We start from the raw sequence: 23,361 nt of genomic DNA on the forward strand, positions 1-23,361 counted from the left end.
AAATGGGATTCTTACTTACCATTTTTACCGTTTGTTGAAGGATTTGGGGAATATTGGTAGGTGTTTCTTGGACTTCCCCGTCTTTTTACTTTGCAAAAATACCCCCTTCAAAGAAAGCCAATGGCTACTTCTCCAAAACTCTATCTTTCTAACCTCCAACCTCTGATGTCTAAAATCTTATTTTTCCTATTTTTGCAGAAACCTCAAAACAATGTCATATTCAATCAGATTGGCAAAGGCCGAAGATTATCCAAGAATTATGGAGATCTGGGAATCGGCAGTACAGGCTACTCATCATTTCCTCGCTGAAGAAGATTTCATGTATTTCAAAAAAATCATTCCACAAGAATATCTTCCCAACCTGGAAGTGCATTTAATAACGGAAAATGAGACCGCTGAAGGTTTTGCTTCTGTAGCTGAAGGTAATCTGGAAATGCTTTTTATTCATAATGAGGCACGCGGAAAAGGATTGGGAAGGATTTTATTTGAATTTATGAAGGATAAAACAGGATTGACAAAAGTAGAAGTCAACGAACAAAATCCGCAGGCCATTGGATTTTATGAGAAAATGGGATTCAGGCAGATCGGAAGATCAGAAAAAGACGGTTCTGGAAAAAACTATCCTATTATTCATATGAGTTTGTAGAATGGAAAAATTTACTTTAAAAAAAATCGGTCAGGATTCGGATATTCCTTATGAGCTTTTGCTTCTTGCGGATGAAACCGTTGAGGCTATCGATCGGTATATTTTTGATTCTGATCTTTATCTTTTACACCATGATGCTCAGGATATTGCCGTCATGGCGCTCCACTCAAACAGCAGCACAGAATTGGAGATTAAAAACATGGCGGTTGCTGAAAGTTACAGAAGCCAGGGAATCGGCAGTATTCTGATGGATAAGGCTAAAGAAATAGCTAAAGAAAAACGGTATACAATGTTGGTTGTAGGAACTTCGGATACGGGATTCCAGCAAATTAAATTCTATGAAAAGAACGGGTTTATCAAAAAGGGATTGCGTAAAAATTTTTTTATAGAAAATTACGCAGTCCCCATGTATGAAAACGGATTACAGATGCGGGACATGATCATTCTTGCTCATGACCTTTCTGAATAATCCTTTGATATGATCAATTTCGGATTGATGGTTTGTTTTTTTTCTGCAACCGAAATAAAGGGTATTTCCAAGCTTTTTCTCACCTTCCCAGATCAGTTTCAGATCTCCGTTCTCTATTTCATTTTTACAGAGAAAATCAGGAACGACAGCGAGTCCGGTTCCGCCTTTCAGACAACGGATGATGGAGTTTAGATTCGGAACGATATAATTGGGACGGAAATTCGGTTTATGTCCGAAATTCATGATCCAGAACTGAAACAGATGTTCCATATCTCCCGTAGTCCCATACCATTTTTCCTGTTTCAGCCAGTCCTCAATAGATTCTGCTCCTTTGGTTTGAACGATCTTTTGAAAACTATCGGTATCAACATTTTTTCCCCCTACCAGAATAATCTGCTCAGAAGAAAATGCTTCATGTTCTATATTCGGTGATACTCCTTTTTTAGGAGTAATAATCAAATCCAGAATGCCTTTATCCAATTGGTCGAGCATTTCAGGATATTGCCCGAAGCTGATGATCAGATTAAAAGGTAAAGTAGAGACATATTGTTCCAAAGTGGTCTGAAATGTTTCAAAGCACATTCCTACGCTGATCGTCGGGGTCAGTTTTTCTGTAGATTTCTGAAAGTTTTTCTCCACATCTTCCAGCTTGGAAAGTGGTTCAGAAACAGCATTGAATAAAACCTTTCCTCTTTCGGTCGGCATCATTTTTCTGCCGGTCCGGTCAAATAATTTGTAGCCTACATAAGCTTCCAGTGAGCTTAAGTGAAGACTTACTCCGGGCTGTGAGATAAACAGAGAATCTGCAGCACCTGTCAGGGTTCCTGTTTTATATATCGCTTTAAAAGTGCGGTACCATTCTAAATTGACCATAACTTTAATTATAAATATTCTGATACAAAATTACAAAATAATTATAATACTGATGTTTTTTCAAAAATTTCATCTAGTACACCCTGCATGTCCTTTGCTGTATTAATACCACTCTGGTTAGTGATAATAAAAACACCCAGATCATATTTTGGGATGATGTAAATAAAGCATTGTGCACGAAAAACACCGCCATGATGCTTATAAAACGTTCCGAGCTTTTCATCAGTCATCACTCTCCATGCGTAACCTGAAGTGAAGCTGTCATCTACTTTAACCAATGGTTGATGAGATTCTGTGATTTCAGCATTTCTTTTTAACTGATATCTGATATACTCTATCATATCAGGAAGTGTAGTTTTTACATTACCTGATGAGCCCCACGGTAAAGCTGTAAATTGTGGGGTTATAGTATTATAATCACAATGATATCCCACAGCTAGACTGGCTTCTTCTTTTTTGGACAAATTGATGGTGGTGTGCTTCATTTGAAGATGTTCAGTCAGATATTCTTTTAACAGAGCTTCAAAATTTTTATGGTATACTTTTTCCAGAACAGCACCCAAAAGTTCAATTCCTGCATTTGAATAGGAAAATTGATGTCCGGGAATGGTATCAATTTTCACCGTATGCAAATTTCGTAAGAAATCTTTTTGCTTATAGTTTTTTAAAACACGGTTAACATTTTCCGGTGTTTTCTCGTTGGTGAAATCATTCAAAATTGGATTTACTTCAAGGGGCAACATTTTAGGCAAACCGCTTGTGTGAGTCACCAAATCCTTTATACGAAGAGGATGACCGTTGAATGCCAGATTCGGATAATCTTCGGATAAATATTTTTGAACAGGATCATCAAGTTTTAATTTTTTATCCAAAACTGCTTTCGCCACTAATGTTCCGGTTAATGTTTTACTCAGCGAACCGATTTCATAGAGGGTTTGATTGTCCGGTGTATTGGATTTTCCTTTTTCCAACTCACCATAATGCCCGATATATTCCTTTCCCTGATAAACAATTCCGATGGATACTGCATTAATTACCGGTTTTTCAACCATTCTCTGAACCGCATGATCCACTACAGATGGAAGGTTACTATTTTCGTTTACTGCTTTTTGCCCTAAGCAAAAGACCGACAGTAATGACACCGTAAAAAGGATGTTTTTTTTCATGGTTTCTAAATTTTGATCTGAATTTAATAATCTAATGTTTTGATGATTGTTTTTTGAAATAATTCCGGTTCGTCTTTATGGATCTGATGTCCTGAATTTTCAAACAAAAACAGATCTTTCTTCGGTGCTTTTACTTGCTCAAAATACCTTTTTGTAATAGCAGTAGAAGTTTGAATATCATTTTTGCCAACAAAAAAATAAACCGGACACTCTATTTTCTTTAAAGTCCTTGGCAGATCAATTTTCATGACTTCGTTCCAGGCCGGCGACCAGGTTTTAGACCATTGAAGAAAACCTTTTCTGAAATCATCACCCGTTACATATTTTTTACCATCTTTATAAAAAAGCCATTTTCTCAGATAAAACAGGTCTTCGTCATTGGTAAAAGGAATATGGACACTCGCCAGTTCTTTGCTTGCAACCGCATCTTCTTTAAAATGCGTTTTCAAAATTTCGAGCAATTCTTTTTCACTCGTCAATTGACTGATCACAGGGTTTACAGCAAAATAAGCATATAAGAGCTCGGGATGATTTCTAACGATATAAAATCCTAAAGCATTTCCCCATGAACTGCCCAATAAGTATACTTTCTCCTGCTTCAACTGCTTTCTAAGGAGCTGAATCACTTCATAGGTATCTCTACCCATTAACTCAACGGATGGAGGTACTGGTGAAGGATTTAATTCCAGTGTTTTTCCGGCATCTCTCTGATCCCACTGAACAATAGTAAATTTACTTTTTAAAATACCGGTAAAAGAGTCCGCATTTTTCATCATGGAACTTCCAGGACCGCCGGACAAGAAGAGAAGTATCGGTTGATGGGAATCATCTGTTTTAATTTCTATAGCTTGTTGTATCCCGCCAATTTCCGCCGTGATGATAGTATCAATTTTTATTTTCTGTAATTGTGCTACACCAAATACGGACAAAAGTAAAAAAATAAAAAGGACTGCTTTTTTCATGATTTCTAAATTTTAATGTGAGTTTAATTTATCTGATGCAAATATCCTTCAGAGAATTTTCAAAAGAGTCTCAATAAAAAAAGTCGAACGCATTTTACGGATAAAATAGGTTCGACCTTTTACAAATGGACGTACGAGTAATTACAAAATAATGTAAATCAATAATTTACAATAAAATTAATTTTTATTCTGTTTATTGTAAATCAGGTAATAAAAAGATATTAGATAACGGAAACCGTTTTATTTCTCAAAAAAGCAGCATAATAGTCTGGAATTTCACTCTCTTCAATTCCATGAACAACTTGTTCAAGAGGATAACTGATCTGTACAATCTCAGGAATAATCTCTTCCCGGTGCAGGTTTAGGATCAAATAAGAAGCCAGACGGTTTTCTTCTTTGGAACGTCCTACAGAGCCACAATTGACAACCCATTTTTTATTTTCAAAAGATTTTTTGAATGATAAGTGAGTATGTCCCATCACAACGATATCGGATTGGGATTCTTTCAGCATATCTACAAAAACCTCATCATTCTCAGTCTCGTACAAGTACGTATCATTGCTGGACAAGCTGGAATGGACAAGTTGAATATTCCAATGCCTCTTCCCTATTTTATAGTTTAGTTTTAAGTGAAAAGGAAGCGCCGATAAAAACTTTTTATTTTCTTCTGTGATATTCTTTCTGGAATGATTAATGGCTATGAATCTCGCATTCGTTTCCTCTTCTGAATGCTTGGATAGCGGAACCACCGGAATATCAAAAGCAATCCTTTCATCATGGTTTCCCATCAGACAGGGAATATTCAAATCTCTGATTTTTCCGATGACTTCATTTCCCCAGGGTGCAAAATCTACCAGATCTCCAAGGCAAAACTTCTGTTCAATTCCTCTTTTCTTTATATCCTCCAATACCGCATCCAACGCAGGAAGATTTCCGTGCACATCACTAAAAACTGCAATCTGTAACATATTCATTCAATTGACCTGAACAAATTTACAAGAGAAGCTTAAGAACGGATCAACAAACTGTATGACATTTCACATGAATGGCAAAATTTAAACTATCATTATTCTAATAGTTAGTTATGATTTATGCTATTTTTATTATACAATGCCGCGAAGTAACTTTGCATCATAAAATATAAACAATCATAAAAATGAAAAAAGTATTGATCATCAACGGAGGACAAAATTTCGGACATTCCGGAGGAAAATATAACGCCACCATTGCAGAAAACACATTAGAAGTACTTAAAAAATACGGCAATATAGAAGTAAAGACCACCCAGGTTTCAGAAGGATTCGATAAAGATGAAGAGGTAAAGAAGTTTGTCTGGGCAGATTTTATCATCTATCATACACCGATCTGGTGGTTTCAGCTTCCCAACGGTTTTAAAAAATATATTGATGAAGTTTTCACAGCCGGTCATGCTAAGGGAATTTATATGAGTGACGGAAGAAATGCTGAAAACCCTGAAATCAATTACGGAACCGGAGGAATGTTGGGCGGAAGAAAATATATGGTCACCACCAGCTGGAATGCTCCCGAAACCGCCTTTACCCTTCCCGGAGAATTCTTCAACGAGACAAGTGTAGATAATGGACCTTTATTTGGTTTTCATAGAATGAATGCCTTCGTTTCTTTGGAAAAAATAGAAAGTTTTCACTTCCATGATGTGGAGAAAAACGCCAATATAGAGCGTGACATGAAACGTTACAGAGAACACCTTGAACACGTTTTACAAAAAGAACTTCAACCACAATTAGCCTGATGAAAAACATATTGATCACCGGAATCACCGGATACATTGGCGGAACGGTAGCCAAGAAGCTCCTTGAAAAAAACTATAAAGTAACAGGACTGGTTCGAAATGACACCCGCATCAAAGAACTGAAATCGTTAGGCATAGAAGCTATAGTAGGAAACATCCATGATGAAGAGATCCTAAGAGCTGCGATTGCCGATACGGATGCCATTATTCACACCGCCGATTCTGCGGATGACGCCTATGCTGCAGACAGCATTATCTCTGCATTGGAAGGAACCGGTAAAACGCTTATTTTCACTTCCGGCTCGGCTATTTTCGGAGGAAAAGAAAATGGAGAGAAAAATGATTTTGCTTATACCGAAGACTTCCCTCTCAGTCCCAGACTTGAAATGGCCTCCAGAGTACTGATTAATCAATATATCCTTCAATCTGCCAAAAAAAATATAAGAAGCATCGTCATTGTTCCTACTATGATATATGGTGAGGGTTTAGGGCTGAAAAAAGACAGTATTCAGGTTCCGGCTTTAATCCGCTTTTCCCAAGAAAAAGGTTTTGGAGTTTATTTTGGAAAAGGTGAAAATGTCTGGTCCAATCTGCATATTGAGGACCTGGCCGATCTCTATGTACTCGCACTGGAAAAAGCAAAATCTGGTTCACTTTACTATGCGGAAAACGGATCGTCAACGATCAGAAATTTAGCAGAAAATATCAGCAAACAATATAGCTTACAGCCTGCCCAGTCCGTCAGCATACAAGAAGCAGTCAATACCTTTGGTCCCGCAGGCGGATATTTTGGATTTGCCTCAAACAGTGTATGCAATGCTGACAAAGCCAGAAAAGAATTAGGCTGGAATCCCCAATATCAAACCATAGAACATTTTATTTAATTATGAAAATCTATCTTACAGCAATCATCAAAGCCAAAGAAGAGTACCGCGCTGAAGTCCTTGAAGTTCTTCAGAATATGGTAAAAGAGACGCAAAAAGAAGATGCAAACGAAAGGTACAGTCTTCACCAGGGAATTGAAGACAAAAACCAGTTTATCTTCTACGAAATATGGAAAAGTGATGAAGGACTGGCACAACACAATCAGCAGCCCTACATTCAGGCTTTCGGAGCCATCGTTGACGAAAAATTAAAGGAAAAACCACAAATTTATACCACCCACATTCTTTAATATGAAAAAATTAGCATTCTTATTTCTGACCCTATTTACCGTAGGATTGATCCAGGCACAACACCAAAAATCTCAACGCATGAAAAAGAAAATTTTATTTGTCGTAACCAGTCATGACAAAAAAGGAAACACGGGCGAAGATACCGGATATTACCTGGGCGAAGTTTCCCACCCTTGGGAAGTTCTTCACAAAGCAGGATATGAAATTGACTTTGTAAGTCCTAAGGGGGGAACTCCTCCAGTAGACGGATTTGATTTAAAAGACCCCGTGAACAAAGAATTCTGGGAGAATAAGGAATACAAAAATAAAATCGATCATTCTTTACAACCTTCTCAGGTGAAACCGGGCAATTACAGTGCTATCTTCTACGCAGGAGGTCACGGCGCCATGTGGGATTTCGCGGACAATACAGAATTAGCAGACATCGCTTCCAAAGTATATGAAAACGGAGGCATTGTAGCCGCAGTATGCCACGGCCCTGCTGGTCTTGTCAATATCAAACTGAACAACGGAAAATATTTAGTAGACGGCAAAAAGATCAATGCCTTTACCAATGAGGAAGAAGCTGAAGTAAAATTAACCAATGTCGTTCCTTTCCTTCTGGAAAACAAATTGAAAGAAAGAGGAGCAAAATTTGAAAAATCAGGGCTTTGGCAGAACCATGTGGTAGCTGATCAGAGAGTGATCACAGGACAAAATCCTCAGTCTGCAAAAAGTGTTGGTGAAGCGATTTTAAAAGAACTTAATCAATAATCAAATTGATTTAACCACAAAAGGCACAAAAGTTTTGAACACTTAGGGTATCACAAGTTTAAAGGTTTGTGTATACAATGACCTCCTGAGTTCTATAAAAATCTTTGATTTTCACAATGACAAAAATTTGTCGGCCCAGAATTCCCCTCCCGTGGAGGGGTGGCGAAAATTCAAAGAATTTTTGACGGGGTGGTTCAAGAATACCTTTTGTAGATTACAATTTAAACAAATAAAAAAATGGAATACAGAAAATTAGGAAATACAGAACTGGAACTCTCTGCAATCACTCACGGGGCATTCGCTATCGGAGGAAATATGTGGGGTGGCAATGAAAAAAAGGATTCCATCAATTCTATTCATGCTTCTTTAGATCATGGGGTAACTTCCATTGATACGGCACCTTTTTATGGTTTCGGACTCAGTGAGGAAATGATCGGAGAAGCCATTAAAGGAAAAGACCGTTCCAAAATTCAGCTATTAACCAAATTCGGTTTGGTATGGGACGGGAGCAATAACGGAAAAGGAGAGTTTTTTTTCGATGCAGAAGATGAAGGCAAAAAAATTCCGGTCTACAAATACGCTTCAAAGGCTAATGTCATCAAGGAAGTGGAAGAAAGCTTAAAAAGAATGGGAACCGATTATATCGATCTTTTACAGCTGCACTGGCCGGACAGCACCACTCCTATCTGTGAAACAATGGAAGCCATGGAACTTCTGATCCAGCAGGGGAAAGTCCTTGCAGCCGGAGTGAGCAATTATACTGTTCCACAAATGCAGGAAGGTAACAGAACCCTTCATTTAGCAAGCAACCAGGTTTCTTACAGCATGCTGAATCGTAGTATTGAAGCTGATCTTGTTCCTTATTCTTTGGAAAACAATTCAGGAATTATCGTTTACAGTCCTATGGAAAGAGGTCTTTTAACTGGTAAATATTTCAAAGAAGACCAATTAAAAGAAAACGATCACAGAAACGGTTATTTCTCCCGGTTTGATTTAAATAAAGTAAAAAATTTCTTAGAAAAAATAGAGCCTGTTGCCAAGGAAAAAGGAGCTTCTCTTTCACAGCTGGTATTAAGATGGACAACTTTGCAGCCGGCGATTACAGTCGTTTTAGCAGGAGCCAGAAATGCAAAGCAGGCAATTGAAAATGCCAAAGCAATGGATATTGATCTTTCTCAGGATGAATTGAACTTCATTACTGCTGAATTGTCACAACTTTAACATCAGATGATTCGCCATTGAAAACGAGGTGAAACAACCAACAACCTTCTCCATAAACAAAAGAGCCTTCAAACTGAAGGCTCTTTTTTAGTCAATACCTTTAAAAGAAAACTACTTGGCAATCGGTAAGTGCGTACTTACTGCAATTCTGTTCCATGCATTGATGGTCACAATAGACATGATGATCTGTGCAATCTGTGCATCATCAAAATACTGTTTTGCCTTTTGGAAAGTTTCTTCTGAAAGACCGTTATGGCTGATCAGTGTAATTTCTTCTGTCATCGCTAAAAGTACCTGTTCTTCTTCTGTGAACAGCTCTTTTGCTTCTCTCCATCCTTCAAGAATGAAAATTCTCTGCGTTGTCTCTCCGTATTTAAGGGCATCCTTGGTATGCATATCCAGGCAGAAAGCACATTTGTTGATCTGTGAAGCTCTGATCTTAATCAATTCCTTTTGAATGGGGTTTAATGAAATCGTCTGAAGATATCCTTCTAATCCCATCATCGCTTTATAGGCAGCTGAATCTACAGTGGCCATATTTAATCTTGCGCTCATACTATTATAATTTATTGGTTAAATGATCTATACTAAAAAAATATTTCGGCTGAACGGCCAGTAAAAATGCTCCGGCACTTCCTACCCAGACAGAATAATCCAGAGGAGCCTTAATTCCTAATGCTACAGTCATCGACAAAGCAAAGGTCAGCAGAAGAAATCCCGCTCCATAAGCTCCAATCCTGGTTTTCCAGCCTACAAGCAGCAGCAATGGAAAAAGTATTTCCAAAAAAGTAGCGGTATAAGCAGAAAATACACTTAATCCTTCCGGAAGAAAAAAAGTAAGTTTTCGGGTGTATGCTTCAAAGTTCTCCCAGTTTCCCCAGGCTGAATTTTCACCCCAGAAACCAAATCTGTCTGCCACCGCAGAAAGCATGGTCACAGCAATGGCAAGTCTTAAAAATAACTGTGGAAAATAAATATTCTTGTCTGTCATGATATGGGCTTTTAATAACATGACAAATCTCCGACTTATTGCTGGTAAAAATCTTAAACTGGTTTAAGATCGTAATTTTGCCCTGATTTCACTCAGGTATTCAGGCGTGAGATTTAAAAAAGACGCAATCAGATATTGGGGAATTCTCTGGATAAACCACGGATATAAAGTACTGAAATGAACATACAGTTCCTCTCTGGACATTTCATAAAGATAACGGATCCTTCTTTCCGAAGCGGCATAAGCCCTTTGATAAATCATTCTGAAATACCGTTCCATGATCGGATGTTTCTGCAACAAAAGTTCCTGCTGCGGAAGATCAATAACAAGAACCGTAGAACGCTCAACGGCCTGGATACAAAAATCTGATTGGATCTGCCTTTCATAAGCAAAAGTATCCGTGATCCACCAGTTTTCTATCGCAAACTCTGTGGTCTGCTCCGTTCCTTTTTCATTCACAAAAAACTTTCTCAGACAGCCTACAGACACAAAAAACATGGATCTGCAAATCTCACCTTCAAGCATCAGACTCTGCTTTTTTTTCACTTCTATTTCCTTGAAAAAAGAAAATATAGAAACATATTCGTCATCAGTGACGGTAATAAATTTATCTAAATGTGCTTTGAAAGTTTCCATTTTTGCAATTGAGTAACCAAACTTAACTTTATTTTTTTAGTTTTACAATCTCAAAAACATTAAATAATGGAACTTATTGCTAAAATTCTGATTGCTATCGTTGCACTGGAACACCTCTACATCTTATGGATGGAAATGTTCGCCTGGGAAACCAAAGGAAAAGAAGTATTTAAGGCGGCATTGCCCGCAGAAATGTTCAAACCCACCAAAGGTCTTGCTGCCAACCAGGGACTTTATAATGGTTTTCTCGCTGCCGGACTGATCTGGTCATTCCTGATTGAAGATCCCAAATGGCAAACCAATGTTGCTCTTTTTTTTCTGAGTTGCGTAGCTATTGCCGGAATTTATGGCGCTATTTCAGCGACAAAGAAGATATTTTTCGTACAGGCATTGCCAGCGATATTAGCGATCATTGTTGTGGTGTTGAGTAATTTTTCTCATCTTATGCAGAGATAATAGTGTTGGTTAACACAACTTTCTTTCCAATTCGACTGCTTTAAAGCGCAAAGATTTTATCTGTGATAAAATCGAATATTGATATTCACTGCGAGAAGCGAAGGAACGAAGCAATCTCAGAAGAAAGATAGATTTGAGATTGCTTCAACTAAAGGTTCGCAATGACACGCGTTTCCCGCAGAATATCCGGATAACAAAAATTTTTTCTCGTTGTGGAAAATTCATACCGCGAAAAATCTTTAAATCTTTAATCTATAAATACTACCCCATCGACTCCTTGATCTTCTCCCGATGAATAATCCCCCAATTCACCAGCGTTTCCGTTACCGGAAAAACTGACTTTCCGTATTCTGTCACAGCATAAGTTACCGTGATGGGTTTGGTATCCTGAATGGTTCTTGTGATAAGCAGATTCATTTCCAGTTCTTTCAATTCTTTGCTGAGCATTTTAGCAGAGATTCCCGTAATCCCTCGCTGCAGCTTTTTGAAATGAATTTGCTGGTCCGTTCTATTGGTCAGATACCGGATGATCATCAGCTTCCATTTTCCGCCCAAAACATCCAGACTGTCACGCATAGCAAATAGCTCTTCCGTGCAGTTGGCTTCTCTTTCTACTCCGTTTTCTATGATTTTTGCCATAATAGTTTCATTAAGGTAACTAGTTACCAATAGTTAACTGGTAGCAAATATAAACTATTCTCTATTTACATTTGTCTATCAAATTACTCATATGAAAGCCATTATATTAAATGAAAATTTCCAGCTTGAAGAAGCTGAGATAGAAAAACCGGAGCCGAAAAGTCATGAAGTTTTAATCCAGATCAAAGCCAGTGGCTTTAATCCTATCGATTACCAAATGATTGAGAACGAACTGGAACGGAAACTTCTCAAATCACCAGTGTTAGGCCGGGAAATATCCGGAATTATTGTTGAAAAAGGAGCAGATGCCCACCAGTTCAATATCGGAGACGAAGTATATTGCGGAAGCGGATCTATGGGAAGCAACGGTTCCTATGCCGGATATGTTGCTGTTCCGGAAGCTATCGTTGCCTTAAAACCTAAAAACAGTTCTTTTGAACAGGCCGCCGGTATTCCCTCAGCCGGACTTACTGCATTACAAATCTTTAACCGTTTAAAACTGAACCTTGATGATTCTGTTTTGGTCACCGGGGCCACAGGTGGCGTTGGTTCTTTCGTCATCAAATTTTTAATGGCGAATCATTTGAAGAACATTACAGCGACTGTCGGAAGTGAAGAAAACAGACAAATCCTTCTTCGATTGGGATTAAAAAGTGACCAGATCATCAATTATAAAGATGAAAATCTTACTGCAAATCTTTTAAAAGCCAACAACGGTAAACTTTTCGACTTCGGAATTGATCTGGTTGGAAACTATATGTCTGAAATTACCGCAGATGTTTTAAAAATCAACGGTACATATGCAGATGTAACCGCACTGGTCACAAAAGATGCCCACGAAACCCTTTTCAACAAAGGAACTTTGATCATGAATATTTCCAATTATTCCTACAGCATGAATAAAGACTATTCTTATTACAAAGGAAGCTTAGAGGAAATTTCGAGACTTATCGAGAACGGAACGATCAGTCCGCCTCATTATAAAACCATAGGAACCCTTTCTCTGGATACAGTTTTAAAGGCACACTCTATTCTTAAAAATAATCAGACCCAAGGTCATAAACTCATCATGAAACATTAAACTATGAACAAAATACCCAGACGTATCGTCACAGGAATTAAAAACGGAAAATCAACAATTATAGAAGATCAGCAGACAGAGAATGTCGTGGAACATCTTCCCGGACTTATCATTTCAGATCTCTGGAATACTCAAAAAACGCCTGCCCGACTGGACCTTGAAACCCGGATTCCCAATACAGGATTTCCACAAACTCCTAAAAACGGAACTTATTTCCGTTACGTGGTTATTCCACCAGATAGAGATCTCGGAGTAGAATTCAAAGCCGGAGAACCTCATCCCATGATGCACCAGACTCCAACCCTGGATTACATTATTATTCTTTCAGGAGAACTTCATCTGATCATGGATGAAGGAGAAACGCTTCTCAAACCGGGAGATATTGTCATTCAAAGAGGAACCCATCATGCCTGGAGCAACCGATCGGATGAGCCTTGTATTCAGCTCGCTGTGCTGATTGATGCAGAAATTTAGATTGACGAATTGAAAGATTTTTCGCAGTATGAATTGTCTGCAACAAGAAAAAATCTTTGTCATCAGCATAATCTGTGGGAAATCCTGTGTCATTGCGAACCTTTAGGTGAAGCAATCTCAAATTCACTCGTTTTCTAAGATTGCTTCGTCCCTTTGGGCCTCGCAATGACAAGGATAGAGTAAAAAACCTTGCGTTATTGCGCAAACCAACAATAAATTTTTCACCCACAAATTTCACGAAGAAAAATCAGCGGCATTCATGCAACAATACAGATATCAACTACAAAGCAGAAATCTCCAGAAGTTTCTGCTTTATAATGGCAGGTGACACCAGACCTTCATGGTAATATATCAGTTTTTGATCCTTATCAAGAACGATCCACAATGGATAAACGGGCTGGTTCTTATTTTTAGACAAAGCCAGAGCCAGCTCATGAATTCCTGCACTTCCATTAGACAAATATCCAAATTCTCTTCCCTGGAAATTGATCTTTTCCTTTGTTTTTTCAGCTTCAAAATTGACCATATAAAAATGTTTATTGATCAGATCAACAATTTCCTGGTCTTTATTCAATGTATGCTTTTCCATTTTGCAAACTGAGCACCAGTCCGTATACAAATGGATGATTACAGGTTTCGGCTCTTTTTTCATAGATGCTTCAAGATCGGAAAAAGTGCCTGCTTTCATCTGAGACAGATAAAAACAGGGCACTAACATTAAAAATAAAATAAAAGTTTTCATTTCAAAGTATATTTTACCCCCAGAAAACCTCTGATTCTCTGCATCGGTGCATAGCCGTAAGCAGTGTCAAAAGTATAATGGTTCGGATTACTTATCGGATCGTCTGCATATTTATCAAAGGGATCAAAAGGTCTCATCAAAGGATCTTTCGGTGTAAAATTGAAGAGGTTTTTAATTCCGCCATATACCTCAAAACCGGATTTAAAACTTTTTGAAACCTGAATATTGGCTAAAGAGTAAAACGGTGAATATTCCGGGCGGTAGTCATTCGGCAATACCGGTAGTCTCATCGGCCCGTAGAATTGTCCTGTAAAATCTACAGCCAGATTATTGGCAAACTTGTAAGAGAGATTATAAGTCCCGCTCCACTTCGGCGCATGCAGCTGCTGTGATTTTTTATTGCCATCATCAAATTTCTGATACACATCGAGATAGGTCACTCCTACATTGACGCTCAAAGGGAAGCTAAAACTGAAATCCACATTCATGGAAGCTCCTCTGGATATTCCGTACCCATGAAGATTGTCATAAATAATTTTATCCGGATCAGTATCAAAATCTCCTACGATTTTATTGCTGAAATAAGTATAAAACGCAGAAGCATCAAACTGCAACAAACGGGTTCCCACAGGAATCTTCCAGATATAATTTAAATTTCCATTCACCGATCTCTCAGGTTTCAGGTCAGATTTAATCAGAACTTCCCGTGACCCCGTTAAGGCTGCGTGATCTTCCGTAAACAGATTCACCACTCTGAATCCGGTTCCGAAATTAAACCTCAGCGTATGATAAGGATTTGGAGAAAATTTCCAGGCAAACCTTGGCGAATGCACTTCATGATGGATCTTATCATAATCAAAACGGTAGCCTGCCAATACAGTATGTTTCTCACTGATTTCCCACTGATCCTGAACAAATGCACCCCAGATCGGAGATTTCATCGGTGCGTTGGTAATTCCGTCTCCCGATAAAGTTCCGGGCGTATTGTCATCATAGAAAGTCCGTTTAAAAGTAAGTCCTCCGGTCAAATCATGGTTCCCCAGTTTTTTGCTCCAATACGTTTGCGCAAAAGCTACTTTTTGAAGCGCATTATACGGATTACTACCATAAAAGGAATTCTGATCGTGATAATTGTAAGAGAACTGGGTAACGATGTATTCTTTTAAAGGCCATTGATACAATCCAAAAACTTCGGCTCTGTTGGTATAAATACTTTCACCATAGACCTCACTACTTCCCCGATGAGATCTGTCCCACTGCATTTCTCCACCAAAACGGTCTTCATACAGATACCTCATGGCAAAACTAGCCTGACGGTTTTCCTTTCTCTGAAAATTCCATTTATTAAATACTGATACTCTGCTTTGTAATGCAGCATCAGTGAAGTTGTCCTTGTTCTGATCTATCTTTTCCTTAAAGCTGAAATAATTTACGCTTAATAAAGAAGCTGCTTTCTTTCCTATATTAAATTTTGTTGAAACATCAAGATTATTCTCACTCCACGTGCTCGTCATCATGTCCACACTCAGTTTTGGAGCTGTCAAAGCATTTTTGGTGATAATATTAATCACTCCACCCATTGCTTCAGAGCCATAGATGGAAGAGGCCGGACCTTTGACTACTTCAATTCTCTCCACAAGACTGTTCGGAATCCCACTCAGTCCGTAGACCGTAGACAATGAGCTTACAATAGGCATTCCATCAATCAGAATCATCGTATAAGGCCCTTCAAGACCGTTGATATGGATATCTCCGGTGTTGCATACCGAGCAGTTCAGCTGAGGTTTTACCCCATTCACCATGGCAATAGCCTCAAAAATACTGGGAGTAGGATTTTTCTGGAAAAATTTCTGGCTGTAAACTTCTACGGCTACAGGGCTTTTTGATCTGCTGAAAGGTTTTATCGTTCCGGTAAGAACCACATCATCAAGGGTACTCATCCTGACTTTCGGTTGAGAAACCGCAGATGAATCCTTTTCCATAGGATGCTGCACACTCAGACTATCGGTCTCCTGAGAAAAACAATAAGAGGATAAAAGAATTATAGAAAATAGTATTCGCTTCATGAAATTGAAATTGTTAGACAAATCTAACAATTATTTTTGAATTACAAAACACCATGACAAATGTTGTTAGAATGAATTCACGAAAAATGATTAAATTTGAGAAACTAGATATAAAAGTACTATGAGATATCATCAGGCGGGAAATATCCCACAAAAAAGACATACGATTTTCAAATCACCGGAAGATAAATTTTACTATGAACAGCTTTTCGGAACGGAAGGTTTTCATGGAATTTCATCGCTGCTGTATCATACCCACCGCCCTACACAGATCAAATCCATCGGAGTGCCTAAAGATGTCACGCCTAAGATTGCGGTAGAAAAAAATATTGCTCCGAGAATGTTTAAGGGAATGAATGTAACGTCTGAAGATGATTTCATGGATAGCAGAAAGATCCTTCTGATGAACAATGACCTGAAAATGGGACTGGCGAAACCCAGAAAATCGATGGATTATTTCTACAAAAATGCTGAATGCGATGAGCTTTTATACGTTCACAACGGAACCGGAATTTTGAAAACTTTTGTAGGAGATCTGGAATTTGTAACAGGAGATTATCTTATTATTCCCAGAGGAACCATCTATCAGGTTGAGCTGAATTCAGAAGATACTGTATTTTTCGTGCTTGAAAGCCACTCTCCTATCTATACTCCAAAACGCTACAGAAACGAATTCGGGCAGCTTCTGGAACATTCTCCGTTCTGCGAAAGAGATATGATCGCCCCTGTTTTCAAAGAGCCAAAAGATGAAAAAGGGGAATTTTTAATTAAAGTCAAAAAAGAAAACCAGATCACGGATTTTATCTATGCCACCCACCCGTTTGATGTGGTAGGATGGGACGGATATTTTTATCCTTACAAATTCAATATTAAAAATTTTGAGCCGATTACAGGAAGAATTCACCAACCGCCACCGGTACACCAGAATTTTGAAGGTCATAATTTCGTAGTCTGCTCGTTCTGTGCCAGAATGTATGATTACCATCCGATGGCTATTCCCGCACCTTACAACCATTCCAATATTGACTCTGATGAGGTTTTATTCTACACAGAAGGTGACTTCATGAGCCGTAACCACATTGACCTGATGGACTTTACCCTACACCCGGGAGGAATCGTACATGGGCCTCACCCTGGCGCTATGGAAAGAAGCATTGGTAAAAAATTCACGGAAGAATATGCGGTAATGGTCGATCCGTTCCGTCCGTTAAAAATTACGGAAGAAGCTTTAAAAGTAGAAGATCCATCGTACAAAACTTCATGGCTGGAAGAATCAGACAAAACCATGGAAGACCGTTCTCAGGAATAAAAAATCACTCAAAAAAAAATTTCATTATGTACAATTACATTAGTGCAGAAGAAGCCATATATACTGTAAAAAGCGGAAACCGCGTATTTTTTCACGGAAGTGCATGTACTCCGAATTATCTTATTGATGAACTGGCAAGACAGTCTCACCGTCTGGAAAATGTAGAAATGGTTTCCATTACGCAGCAAGGAAATGTGGAAATTGCAAAACCCCAATACAAGGATCATTTCTTTGTCAACTCTTTATTCGTTTCAACTCCTGTACGGGATGCAGTAAATTCTGAGCGCGGAGATTTTGTCCCTGTTTTCCTAAGTGAAATTCCTATTCTGTTCAGAAAAAATATCCTGCCGCTGGATGTGGCTTTAATAACTGTTTCTCCACCGGACAAACATGGTTTCTGTACCCTCGGAACATCAGTAGATGTAGCAAGAGCCGCAGTAGACACGGCCAAGCTTATTGTAGCTATCGTAAATCCTCTGATGCCGAGAACGCACGGAGACGGAATGATCCACATTAGCAGAATTCATAAGCTTGTATGGCATGAAGAGGAACTTCCTACCGTAGACTATGGCTCAAAGGTAGGTGAAGTTGAAATGCTTGTTGGCAAAAATGTAGCTGAACTGATTGATGACAGATCTACTCTTCAAATGGGGATCGGTACTATTCCGGATGCTGTTTTAAAGTGCTTAACGAATCACAAAGACCTGGGTGTACACACTGAAATGCTGAGTGACGGAGTCATTGATCTGATTCAAAATGATATTATTAACAATAAATACAAAGGCTACAACGATAATAAAACCATCACAAGTTTTTGTTTCGGAACCCGAAAACTCTATGATTATGTAGATGACAATACTGTTTTTGATTTTAAAGATGTAAGTGATGTCAACTTCCCGATCAATATTATGAGGAACAAGAAGATGGTAGCCATCAATTCTGCCATCGAAATCGACCTTACGGGACAAGTATGTGCAGATTCCATCGGAACATTGCAGTACAGTGGAATTGGAGGTCAAATGGACTTTATGAGAGGAGCGGCTTTGAGTGAAGATGGAAAACCAATCATCGCAATTACTTCCAGAACTAAAAAAGGGGTCTCCAGAATCGTTCCTTATCTTAAACAGGGAGCCGGGGTTGTAACTACAAGAGGACATATTCATTATGTCGTGACAGAATATGGTACGGCTTATCTATATGGTAAAAATCTGCGCCAAAGGGCTCAGGAACTCATCAGTATTGCACATCCTGACGACAGAGAAACACTGGAAAGGGCTGCTTATGAACGTTTTAAACAATAATCATATTCACGGATCGCTTTTTTTATTCCAGATTTTTATCGTAAAATCAACGTAATGTGAACAAAAACGAAACTAATCTTAAAAAAAATTTAATATTTTGGCAGTGTTTTTGATAAACTCATTCAAAACATAAGGAAATTGAAGACTATATATAATTCGATAAGAGAAGAAGTTGAAAAGCATTTGAAAGTAAGGAATTCTGTTTTGGGAAATGTGAGCGAATGGAAGCGAAGCCACTATATTATTCTTTCCGAAATTATTAAAGATGAATTATCCGGCTCTGAAGAATTAAAAGGTGGAAAAAAATTTGAAATAGGAAATACGATCTCACACGTCACTTTGCAGCGTTTTTTTGAAAATGATTATCAGGATAAAACCCACAATGATCTCAGGTTTCTGAAAACGCTCGATAAAATATGCATTTTCCTTGGATACAGAGACTTAAATGACTACATACAGTCGGTAAAGCTCAAAAACAAAGAAAAAGAGCTTGGAAATGATCTGGAATTTCTCACAAAAATGGTATACAATTATTGTGCAACCGCATTTGAATTTTACAAACATTTCCCGGCACACAAACCGGATTTTTTTAAAGAACTGGTATTTGATGATTCTCCGTTTTTAGAAAGAACCTCACAGTTTAGCAAGGAATTGTGTGATAGGGATTTCCAGCTGGTAACCAAAAAAAACCGTTCAAATTATGAAGTTTTTGACATTCACCTTGTGACGGATGAACCCGACAAAAAAATACTGGAAACCCAGGAATTCTGGAATCTGCTGTTTAAAGTGGGTGAAACCGGAGAAGAACACTTTGTCAATCAACTTAATACCCAGATTTATTTTATCCGTAAAATAGACAATGTATGGAAGATATGGGACAATTATAATCCTGACGCCGGAAGACTCAACAGAAAAGTAGAAACTGATAAATAAAAAAAGCCGTAGAAGATTCTACGGCTTTCCTTTTCGAAAATATTTCTCTCTCACTTGTTCTTTGTATAACAAATGTAGACATCCCTTTCCATTATAATTAAACTTAAATATACTTAAATGAACTCTTCTTTAACTTTATGTTAAGTATATTCAAGGAATCCTTTTGAATCCTTTCGCTATTTATAAGATTTTTGTAATTTGCATACATTAAAATAAAAGTAAAAATAGAAATATGTCAACACTTACATTTGCCGAAAAAATTGCTCAAGCTGAGAATTTTTTACCGATCAACGGTACAGATTACATTGAGTTTTATGTAGGAAATGCTAAACAGGCTGCCCATTATTACAAAACCGCTTTCGGTTTTCAGTCTGTAGCATATGCTGGTCCTGAAACAGGAGTAAGAGACCGCGCTTCTTATGTTCTTCAACAAGGGAAAATAAGATTGGTACTAACCACGGGGCTTAATTCCGATTCACCGATCAGCGAACACGTAAAAAAACATGGTGACGGAGTGAAAATTTTGGCACTTTGGGTAGATGATGCGTATGATGCTTTTGAAGAAACAACCAAAAGAGGTGGAAAGCCTTATCTTGAGCCCGTTACTTTGACAGACGAGCACGGTGAAGTAAGAATGTCCGGAATTTATACCTACGGAGAGACGATTCACATGTTTATCGAAAGAAAAAATTACAAGGGAGCTTTCATGCCAGGATATGAAAAATGGGAAAGCGCCTACAATCCTGAAGACGCAGGTTTATTATATGTAGACCACTGCGTAGGAAACGTAGACTGGAATAGAATGATCCCCACGGTAGAATGGTACGAAAAAGTAATGGGATTCGTAAACATCCTTTCTTTTGACGATAAGCAGATCAATACAGAATATTCTGCATTGATGTCTAAAGTAATGTCAAACGGAAACGGATTTGCCAAATTCCCGATCAATGAACCGGCAGAAGGTAAAAAGAAATCTCAGGTAGAAGAATACCTTGACTTCTACGAAGGAGAAGGAGTACAGCATATCGCTGTGGCTACAAGGGATATCATCCACACCGTCACTGAATTGAAGAAACGTGGTGTAGAATTCCTTTCCGCTCCACCAGAGGCTTATTATGACATGGTTCCTGAAAGAGTGGGTCATATTGACGAAGATCTTAAAAAATTACAGGACTTAGGCATCCTTATTGATCATGATGAAGAAGGATACTTACTTCAGATCTTTACCAAGCCTGTAGAAGACCGTCCTACCCTTTTCTTCGAAATTATTGAAAGACATGGTGCACAAAGTTTTGGTGCCGGAAACTTCAAGGCATTGTTCGAAGCACTGGAGAGAGAACAAGACAGAAGAGGAAATCTTTAATTTTATAATACATTGCAAGTTTTGTCAGGACTTTTCATCCTGACAAAACTTTTTTTAAAAACACATCATATGAGAAAAATTTTTATCGGGATTTTATTTTTCGGAACATTAAGCCTTAGTGCTCAATATGGAACCCTAAATGAAATCCTTAATCGCCTGGAAGAAAGAAAAGGCATCAATCAACATCTGGAAACTGAAAACATTGACAACAAGAAATTTGTCTTTATCAAAGATGCAGAAGACCATACAGAAAGAGATTTTATCGTTATTAAAGGAAACCAGGCTACCTATGTAGAAGTTTTTGATGACAAAGCTACCGGAGAAAGCAGTTCAAACGTTTTTACCGGGGATATTGTCAGAAAAAAAAACATTGTTTCCCTACGCGCAGACAAACTTGAAAACAAAAAAGTTCCGATGCCCGTAACCAAAACTTTACTGCTCACCAAGCAGAAAGATATTCTGTATCTTATTGATGTCAATACGAAAGACCGATGGATAGATGAGGCTTCTTATTCCAAAAAGAAATAAATTCCCATGAACATCAAATCGGGATAGCCAATCTCTGTAGATTCGTTATCTTACAAACTTAATTTAATTCTAAAACTTTATGAAATCATTTGTAGAATATTCTTCGGATTCAGACTTTTCTATACATAATATTCCTTTCGGAGTAACAGTTTTTAACAAAGAATATATCGGATGCTGTACGAGAATCGGAGATCAGATTGTGGATCTTGCCACTCTCCATGATCTTGGGTATTTTGAAGACATTAAAGGATTGGAAGATAATGTTTTTGAAGCCTATACTCTCAACGAGTTTATCGAACTTGGAAAACCCATTACCAATGCGGCACGTACCAGAATTCAGGAACTTCTGCTGGAAGGTTCCATTTTGTCAAAAGACGAAAAAACGATTGCAGATGCATTCTATGACCTGGACAAAGTAAAAATGATGATGCCTGTACACATCGCAAATTACACGGATTTTTACAGCAGCATTGAACACGCTACCAACGTAGGAAAAATGTTCCGCGACCCGGACAACGCTTTACTCCCGAACTGGAAACATCTTCCGGTAGGATACCATGGAAGAGCTTCCTCCATCGTAGTTTCAGGAACTGATATCAACCGTCCTAAAGGGCAAACGAAACCTGCAGATGCAGACCAGCCCCTTTTCGGACCTAGCAAACAGTTGGATTTTGAACTTGAAATGGCATTTATTCTTAACAGAAACTCAGAAATGGGCGAAAGTATTTCCACAAAGGATGCTGAAGAGGCCATCTTCGGAATGGTGATATTCAACGACTGGTCGGCAAGAGATATCCAGGCCTGGGAATATGTTCCGCTGGGACCTTTCCTTGGTAAAAACTTTGGGTCTTCTATCTCTCCATGGGTAGTCACTATGGAAGCACTGGAGCCATTCAGAACAGCTTCTCCAAAACAGGAGCCTGCAGTTTTAGACTATTTACAGTTTGAAGGTGATAAAAATTACGATATCAATCTTGAAGTATATTTACAGCCTGAAAACGGTGAAGAAAACCTGATTTCAGAAAGTAACTATAAATTCATGTACTGGAATATGACGCAGCAATTGGCCCATCATACCATCAACGGATGTAATGTGGAAGTTGGAGATCTATACGCCAGCGGAACCATTTCAGGAAGTGATCCAAAATCTTTCGGATCTATGCTGGAACTGACCTGGAGAGGTCAAAACCCTTTACAGCTGAAAGACGGAAAAGAAAGAAAATTCATTGAAGATAACGATACCGTTACCATGAAAGCATGGTCTGAAAAAGACGGTGTAAGAGTAGGTTTCGGAGAAGTTTCCGGTAAAATTATTCCAACTACTTAATATTTTCAACCACAAAAGTCACAAAAGATTTTTATGATTACACAGTCATATTTAACTGATCTGACATACAAGATAAACGGCGCCTGCATAGAAGTTCACAAAATTCTAGGCGCCGGATTATTAGAAAGTGTATATCATAAATGTCTGGAAGAAGAGTTCAGATTAAGAAACATTAATTTTCAATCTGAGCTAAAAGTTCCTGTAGTCTATAAAGGAAAGGAAATCAAATGTGACTTTTTTTGTGATTTTTTAGTTGAAGACTTAATTGTTGTCGAATTAAAATCAGTCACTGAGCTCAATGATATTCACCGATCTCAAATTTTAAATTATATTAATTTAATGAAGAAGCCCAAAGGAATTCTAATTAATTTTAATGTAAAAAACTTGTATCATGAAGGACAGGAAACTTTTGTAAATAAATATTACAATATGCTTTTTTGAACTTTAAAACAATTGATTTTACTTTAAAAACTTTTGTG

27 protein-coding genes are annotated in these 23,361 nt (G+C 38.1%); 17 read left to right on the top strand and 10 right to left on the bottom strand.

What is annotated here, in order from left to right:
* Positions 1-211: 211 nt before the first annotated feature.
* Together BW964_RS08945 and BW964_RS08950 are read left to right on the top strand one after the other, a co-directional pair.
* Positions 212-646, top strand: a complete 435-nt coding sequence (locus BW964_RS08945) for a GNAT family N-acetyltransferase (protein WP_076506503.1) — start codon at positions 212-214, stop codon at positions 644-646.
* Position 647: 1 nt separating this feature from the next.
* Positions 648-1,115 (top strand): GNAT family N-acetyltransferase, encoded by a 468-nt coding sequence (locus BW964_RS08950; RefSeq protein WP_076506505.1) that lies wholly within the window; start codon positions 648-650, stop codon positions 1,113-1,115.
* Here the strand turns inward: BW964_RS08950 and BW964_RS08955 are convergent.
* From BW964_RS08955 to BW964_RS08970, 4 genes are all read right to left on the bottom strand, one after another.
* Positions 1,068-1,988: a LysR family transcriptional regulator gene (locus BW964_RS08955; RefSeq protein ID WP_076506506.1), complete on the bottom strand. Its 921-nt coding sequence runs from the start codon at positions 1,986-1,988 to the stop codon at positions 1,068-1,070. The two genes, BW964_RS08950 and BW964_RS08955, sit on opposite strands and share 48 nt — an antisense overlap.
* Before the next feature lie 41 nt (positions 1,989-2,029).
* A complete protein-coding gene (locus BW964_RS08960) occupies positions 2,030-3,154 on the bottom strand; it encodes a serine hydrolase domain-containing protein (protein ID WP_076506508.1) in 1,125 nt (374 codons plus the stop codon).
* A 23-nt stretch (positions 3,155-3,177) separates the two neighbouring features.
* Positions 3,178-4,116: an alpha/beta fold hydrolase gene (locus BW964_RS08965; protein WP_084175734.1), complete on the bottom strand. Its 939-nt coding sequence runs from the start codon at positions 4,114-4,116 to the stop codon at positions 3,178-3,180.
* A 221-nt stretch (positions 4,117-4,337) separates the two neighbouring features.
* Complete coding sequence (locus tag BW964_RS08970) at positions 4,338-5,084, bottom strand: metallophosphoesterase family protein (RefSeq protein WP_076506511.1); 747 nt, start codon at positions 5,082-5,084, stop codon at positions 4,338-4,340.
* A gap of 188 nt (positions 5,085-5,272) precedes the next feature.
* On the opposite strand from BW964_RS08970, the gene BW964_RS08975 reads away from it, so the two are divergent.
* The 5 genes from BW964_RS08975 (at position 5,273) to BW964_RS08995 (ending at position 9,036) form a co-directional block, all read left to right on the top strand.
* Positions 5,273-5,887, top strand: a complete 615-nt coding sequence (locus BW964_RS08975; RefSeq protein WP_076506512.1) for an NAD(P)H-dependent oxidoreductase — start codon at positions 5,273-5,275, stop codon at positions 5,885-5,887.
* Positions 5,887-6,771: an NAD-dependent epimerase/dehydratase family protein gene (locus BW964_RS08980; RefSeq protein WP_076506514.1), complete on the top strand. Its 885-nt coding sequence runs from the start codon at positions 5,887-5,889 to the stop codon at positions 6,769-6,771. The genes BW964_RS08975 and BW964_RS08980 overlap by 1 nt, the downstream gene beginning before the upstream one ends.
* A gap of 2 nt (positions 6,772-6,773) precedes the next feature.
* The gene (locus tag BW964_RS08985; RefSeq protein WP_076506515.1) at positions 6,774-7,061 is read left to right on the top strand and encodes a putative quinol monooxygenase; all 288 of its coding nucleotides are present in this window, start codon (positions 6,774-6,776) and stop codon (positions 7,059-7,061) included.
* A 79-nt stretch (positions 7,062-7,140) separates the two neighbouring features.
* The gene (locus tag BW964_RS08990) at positions 7,141-7,815 is read left to right on the top strand and encodes a type 1 glutamine amidotransferase domain-containing protein (protein ID WP_076506766.1); all 675 of its coding nucleotides are present in this window, start codon (positions 7,141-7,143) and stop codon (positions 7,813-7,815) included.
* A 237-nt stretch (positions 7,816-8,052) separates the two neighbouring features.
* Entirely contained in the window at positions 8,053-9,036 is a 984-nt protein-coding gene (locus tag BW964_RS08995) for an aldo/keto reductase (protein WP_076506517.1), read from the top strand.
* Between the two features lie 111 nt (positions 9,037-9,147).
* Here BW964_RS08995 and BW964_RS09000 read toward each other — a convergent pair whose 3' ends face one another.
* The 3 genes from BW964_RS09000 to BW964_RS09010 form a co-directional block, all read right to left on the bottom strand.
* Positions 9,148-9,591 carry a carboxymuconolactone decarboxylase family protein gene (locus BW964_RS09000; protein ID WP_076506518.1) on the bottom strand — a complete coding sequence of 148 codons (444 nt, stop codon included), beginning with the start codon at positions 9,589-9,591 and terminating at the stop codon, positions 9,148-9,150.
* Positions 9,592-9,595: 4 nt separating this feature from the next.
* Complete coding sequence (locus BW964_RS09005; protein ID WP_076506767.1) at positions 9,596-10,027, bottom strand: DoxX family membrane protein; 432 nt, start codon at positions 10,025-10,027, stop codon at positions 9,596-9,598.
* A gap of 63 nt (positions 10,028-10,090) precedes the next feature.
* Complete coding sequence (locus BW964_RS09010) at positions 10,091-10,663, bottom strand: Crp/Fnr family transcriptional regulator (protein WP_076506520.1); 573 nt, start codon at positions 10,661-10,663, stop codon at positions 10,091-10,093.
* A 66-nt stretch (positions 10,664-10,729) separates the two neighbouring features.
* Between BW964_RS09010 and BW964_RS09015 the strand changes: the two genes are divergently transcribed.
* Positions 10,730-11,119 carry a DUF1304 domain-containing protein gene (locus BW964_RS09015; RefSeq protein WP_076506521.1) on the top strand — a complete coding sequence of 130 codons (390 nt, stop codon included), beginning with the start codon at positions 10,730-10,732 and terminating at the stop codon, positions 11,117-11,119.
* Positions 11,120-11,380: 261 nt separating this feature from the next.
* Here the strand turns inward: BW964_RS09015 and BW964_RS09020 are convergent, their stop codons facing one another.
* A complete protein-coding gene (locus BW964_RS09020; RefSeq protein ID WP_076506523.1) occupies positions 11,381-11,758 on the bottom strand; it encodes a winged helix-turn-helix transcriptional regulator in 378 nt (125 codons plus the stop codon).
* Positions 11,759-11,849: 91 nt separating this feature from the next.
* Here BW964_RS09020 and BW964_RS09025 point away from each other — a divergent pair, with 91 nt between their 5' ends.
* Together BW964_RS09025 and BW964_RS09030 are read left to right on the top strand one after the other, a co-directional pair.
* Positions 11,850-12,839 (top strand): NADP-dependent oxidoreductase, encoded by a 990-nt coding sequence (locus BW964_RS09025; protein WP_076506524.1) that lies wholly within the window; start codon positions 11,850-11,852, stop codon positions 12,837-12,839.
* Positions 12,840-12,842: 3 nt separating this feature from the next.
* On the top strand, positions 12,843-13,313 hold the full coding sequence (locus tag BW964_RS09030; protein ID WP_076506526.1) for a cupin domain-containing protein: 471 nt from the start codon (positions 12,843-12,845) through the stop codon (positions 13,311-13,313).
* Between the two features lie 280 nt (positions 13,314-13,593).
* Here BW964_RS09030 and BW964_RS09035 read toward each other — a convergent pair whose 3' ends face one another.
* Positions 13,594-14,055: a thioredoxin family protein gene (locus BW964_RS09035; protein WP_076506528.1), complete on the bottom strand. Its 462-nt coding sequence runs from the start codon at positions 14,053-14,055 to the stop codon at positions 13,594-13,596.
* Positions 14,052-16,121, bottom strand: coding sequence for a TonB-dependent receptor plug domain-containing protein (locus BW964_RS09040; protein ID WP_076506529.1), 2,070 nt, complete (start codon positions 16,119-16,121; stop codon positions 14,052-14,054). The genes BW964_RS09035 and BW964_RS09040 overlap by 4 nt, the downstream gene beginning before the upstream one ends.
* A 121-nt stretch (positions 16,122-16,242) precedes the next feature.
* Between BW964_RS09040 and BW964_RS09045 the strand changes: the two genes are divergently transcribed.
* The 7 genes from BW964_RS09045 to BW964_RS09075 all read left to right on the top strand — a co-directional run bounded on the left by BW964_RS09045 (position 16,243) and on the right by BW964_RS09075 (position 23,323).
* Positions 16,243-17,430, top strand: a complete 1,188-nt coding sequence (locus tag BW964_RS09045; protein WP_076506531.1) for a homogentisate 1,2-dioxygenase — start codon at positions 16,243-16,245, stop codon at positions 17,428-17,430.
* 26 nt (positions 17,431-17,456) lie between these two features.
* Positions 17,457-18,731: an acetyl-CoA hydrolase/transferase family protein gene (locus BW964_RS09050; protein WP_076506769.1), complete on the top strand. Its 1,275-nt coding sequence runs from the start codon at positions 17,457-17,459 to the stop codon at positions 18,729-18,731.
* A 138-nt stretch (positions 18,732-18,869) separates the two neighbouring features.
* Positions 18,870-19,664, top strand: coding sequence for a hypothetical protein (locus BW964_RS09055; protein ID WP_076506532.1), 795 nt, complete (start codon positions 18,870-18,872; stop codon positions 19,662-19,664).
* Between the two features lie 232 nt (positions 19,665-19,896).
* Positions 19,897-21,027: a 4-hydroxyphenylpyruvate dioxygenase gene (gene hppD / locus BW964_RS09060; RefSeq protein WP_076506534.1), complete on the top strand. Its 1,131-nt coding sequence runs from the start codon at positions 19,897-19,899 to the stop codon at positions 21,025-21,027.
* Between the two features lie 69 nt (positions 21,028-21,096).
* Positions 21,097-21,555 (top strand): hypothetical protein, encoded by a 459-nt coding sequence (locus BW964_RS09065; protein ID WP_076506770.1) that lies wholly within the window; start codon positions 21,097-21,099, stop codon positions 21,553-21,555.
* A gap of 79 nt (positions 21,556-21,634) precedes the next feature.
* Positions 21,635-22,882, top strand: coding sequence for a fumarylacetoacetase (gene fahA / locus BW964_RS09070; protein WP_076506535.1), 1,248 nt, complete (start codon positions 21,635-21,637; stop codon positions 22,880-22,882).
* A gap of 33 nt (positions 22,883-22,915) precedes the next feature.
* The gene (locus tag BW964_RS09075; RefSeq protein WP_076506537.1) at positions 22,916-23,323 is read left to right on the top strand and encodes a GxxExxY protein; all 408 of its coding nucleotides are present in this window, start codon (positions 22,916-22,918) and stop codon (positions 23,321-23,323) included.
* Positions 23,324-23,361: the final 38 nt, after the last annotated feature.

Origin of the sequence: Chryseobacterium shigense, assembly GCF_900156575.1 — a bacterium.
GTDB lineage: Bacteria > Bacteroidota > Bacteroidia > Flavobacteriales > Weeksellaceae > Chryseobacterium > Chryseobacterium shigense.

Excerpts from the sequence above, each read along its gene's own strand:
- BW964_RS08945 (WP_076506503.1), top strand. The coding sequence starts at position 212 with ATGTCATATTCAATCAGATTGGCAAAGGCCGAAGATTATCCAAGAATT.
- BW964_RS08950 (WP_076506505.1), top strand. The coding sequence starts at position 648 with ATGGAAAAATTTACTTTAAAAAAAATCGGTCAGGATTCGGATATTCCT.
- BW964_RS08955 (WP_076506506.1), bottom strand. The coding sequence starts at position 1,988 with ATGGTCAATTTAGAATGGTACCGCACTTTTAAAGCGATATATAAAACA.
- BW964_RS08960 (WP_076506508.1), bottom strand. The coding sequence starts at position 3,154 with ATGAAAAAAAACATCCTTTTTACGGTGTCATTACTGTCGGTCTTTTGC.
- BW964_RS08965 (WP_084175734.1), bottom strand. The coding sequence starts at position 4,116 with ATGAAAAAAGCAGTCCTTTTTATTTTTTTACTTTTGTCCGTATTTGGT.
- BW964_RS08970 (WP_076506511.1), bottom strand. The coding sequence starts at position 5,084 with ATGTTACAGATTGCAGTTTTTAGTGATGTGCACGGAAATCTTCCTGCG.
- BW964_RS08975 (WP_076506512.1), top strand. The coding sequence starts at position 5,273 with ATGAAAAAAGTATTGATCATCAACGGAGGACAAAATTTCGGACATTCC.
- BW964_RS08980 (WP_076506514.1), top strand. The coding sequence starts at position 5,887 with ATGAAAAACATATTGATCACCGGAATCACCGGATACATTGGCGGAACG.
- BW964_RS08985 (WP_076506515.1), top strand. The coding sequence starts at position 6,774 with ATGAAAATCTATCTTACAGCAATCATCAAAGCCAAAGAAGAGTACCGC.
- BW964_RS08990 (WP_076506766.1), top strand. The coding sequence starts at position 7,141 with ATGAAAAAGAAAATTTTATTTGTCGTAACCAGTCATGACAAAAAAGGA.
- BW964_RS08995 (WP_076506517.1), top strand. The coding sequence starts at position 8,053 with ATGGAATACAGAAAATTAGGAAATACAGAACTGGAACTCTCTGCAATC.
- BW964_RS09000 (WP_076506518.1), bottom strand. The coding sequence starts at position 9,591 with ATGAGCGCAAGATTAAATATGGCCACTGTAGATTCAGCTGCCTATAAA.
- BW964_RS09005 (WP_076506767.1), bottom strand. The coding sequence starts at position 10,027 with ATGACAGACAAGAATATTTATTTTCCACAGTTATTTTTAAGACTTGCC.
- BW964_RS09010 (WP_076506520.1), bottom strand. The coding sequence starts at position 10,663 with ATGGAAACTTTCAAAGCACATTTAGATAAATTTATTACCGTCACTGAT.
- BW964_RS09015 (WP_076506521.1), top strand. The coding sequence starts at position 10,730 with ATGGAACTTATTGCTAAAATTCTGATTGCTATCGTTGCACTGGAACAC.
- BW964_RS09020 (WP_076506523.1), bottom strand. The coding sequence starts at position 11,758 with ATGGCAAAAATCATAGAAAACGGAGTAGAAAGAGAAGCCAACTGCACG.
- BW964_RS09025 (WP_076506524.1), top strand. The coding sequence starts at position 11,850 with ATGAAAGCCATTATATTAAATGAAAATTTCCAGCTTGAAGAAGCTGAG.
- BW964_RS09030 (WP_076506526.1), top strand. The coding sequence starts at position 12,843 with ATGAACAAAATACCCAGACGTATCGTCACAGGAATTAAAAACGGAAAA.
- BW964_RS09035 (WP_076506528.1), bottom strand. The coding sequence starts at position 14,055 with ATGAAAACTTTTATTTTATTTTTAATGTTAGTGCCCTGTTTTTATCTG.
- BW964_RS09040 (WP_076506529.1), bottom strand. The coding sequence starts at position 16,121 with ATGAAGCGAATACTATTTTCTATAATTCTTTTATCCTCTTATTGTTTT.
- BW964_RS09045 (WP_076506531.1), top strand. The coding sequence starts at position 16,243 with ATGAGATATCATCAGGCGGGAAATATCCCACAAAAAAGACATACGATT.
- BW964_RS09050 (WP_076506769.1), top strand. The coding sequence starts at position 17,457 with ATGTACAATTACATTAGTGCAGAAGAAGCCATATATACTGTAAAAAGC.
- hppD (WP_076506534.1), top strand. The coding sequence starts at position 19,897 with ATGTCAACACTTACATTTGCCGAAAAAATTGCTCAAGCTGAGAATTTT.
- BW964_RS09065 (WP_076506770.1), top strand. The coding sequence starts at position 21,097 with ATGAGAAAAATTTTTATCGGGATTTTATTTTTCGGAACATTAAGCCTT.
- fahA (WP_076506535.1), top strand. The coding sequence starts at position 21,635 with ATGAAATCATTTGTAGAATATTCTTCGGATTCAGACTTTTCTATACAT.
- BW964_RS09075 (WP_076506537.1), top strand. The coding sequence starts at position 22,916 with ATGATTACACAGTCATATTTAACTGATCTGACATACAAGATAAACGGC.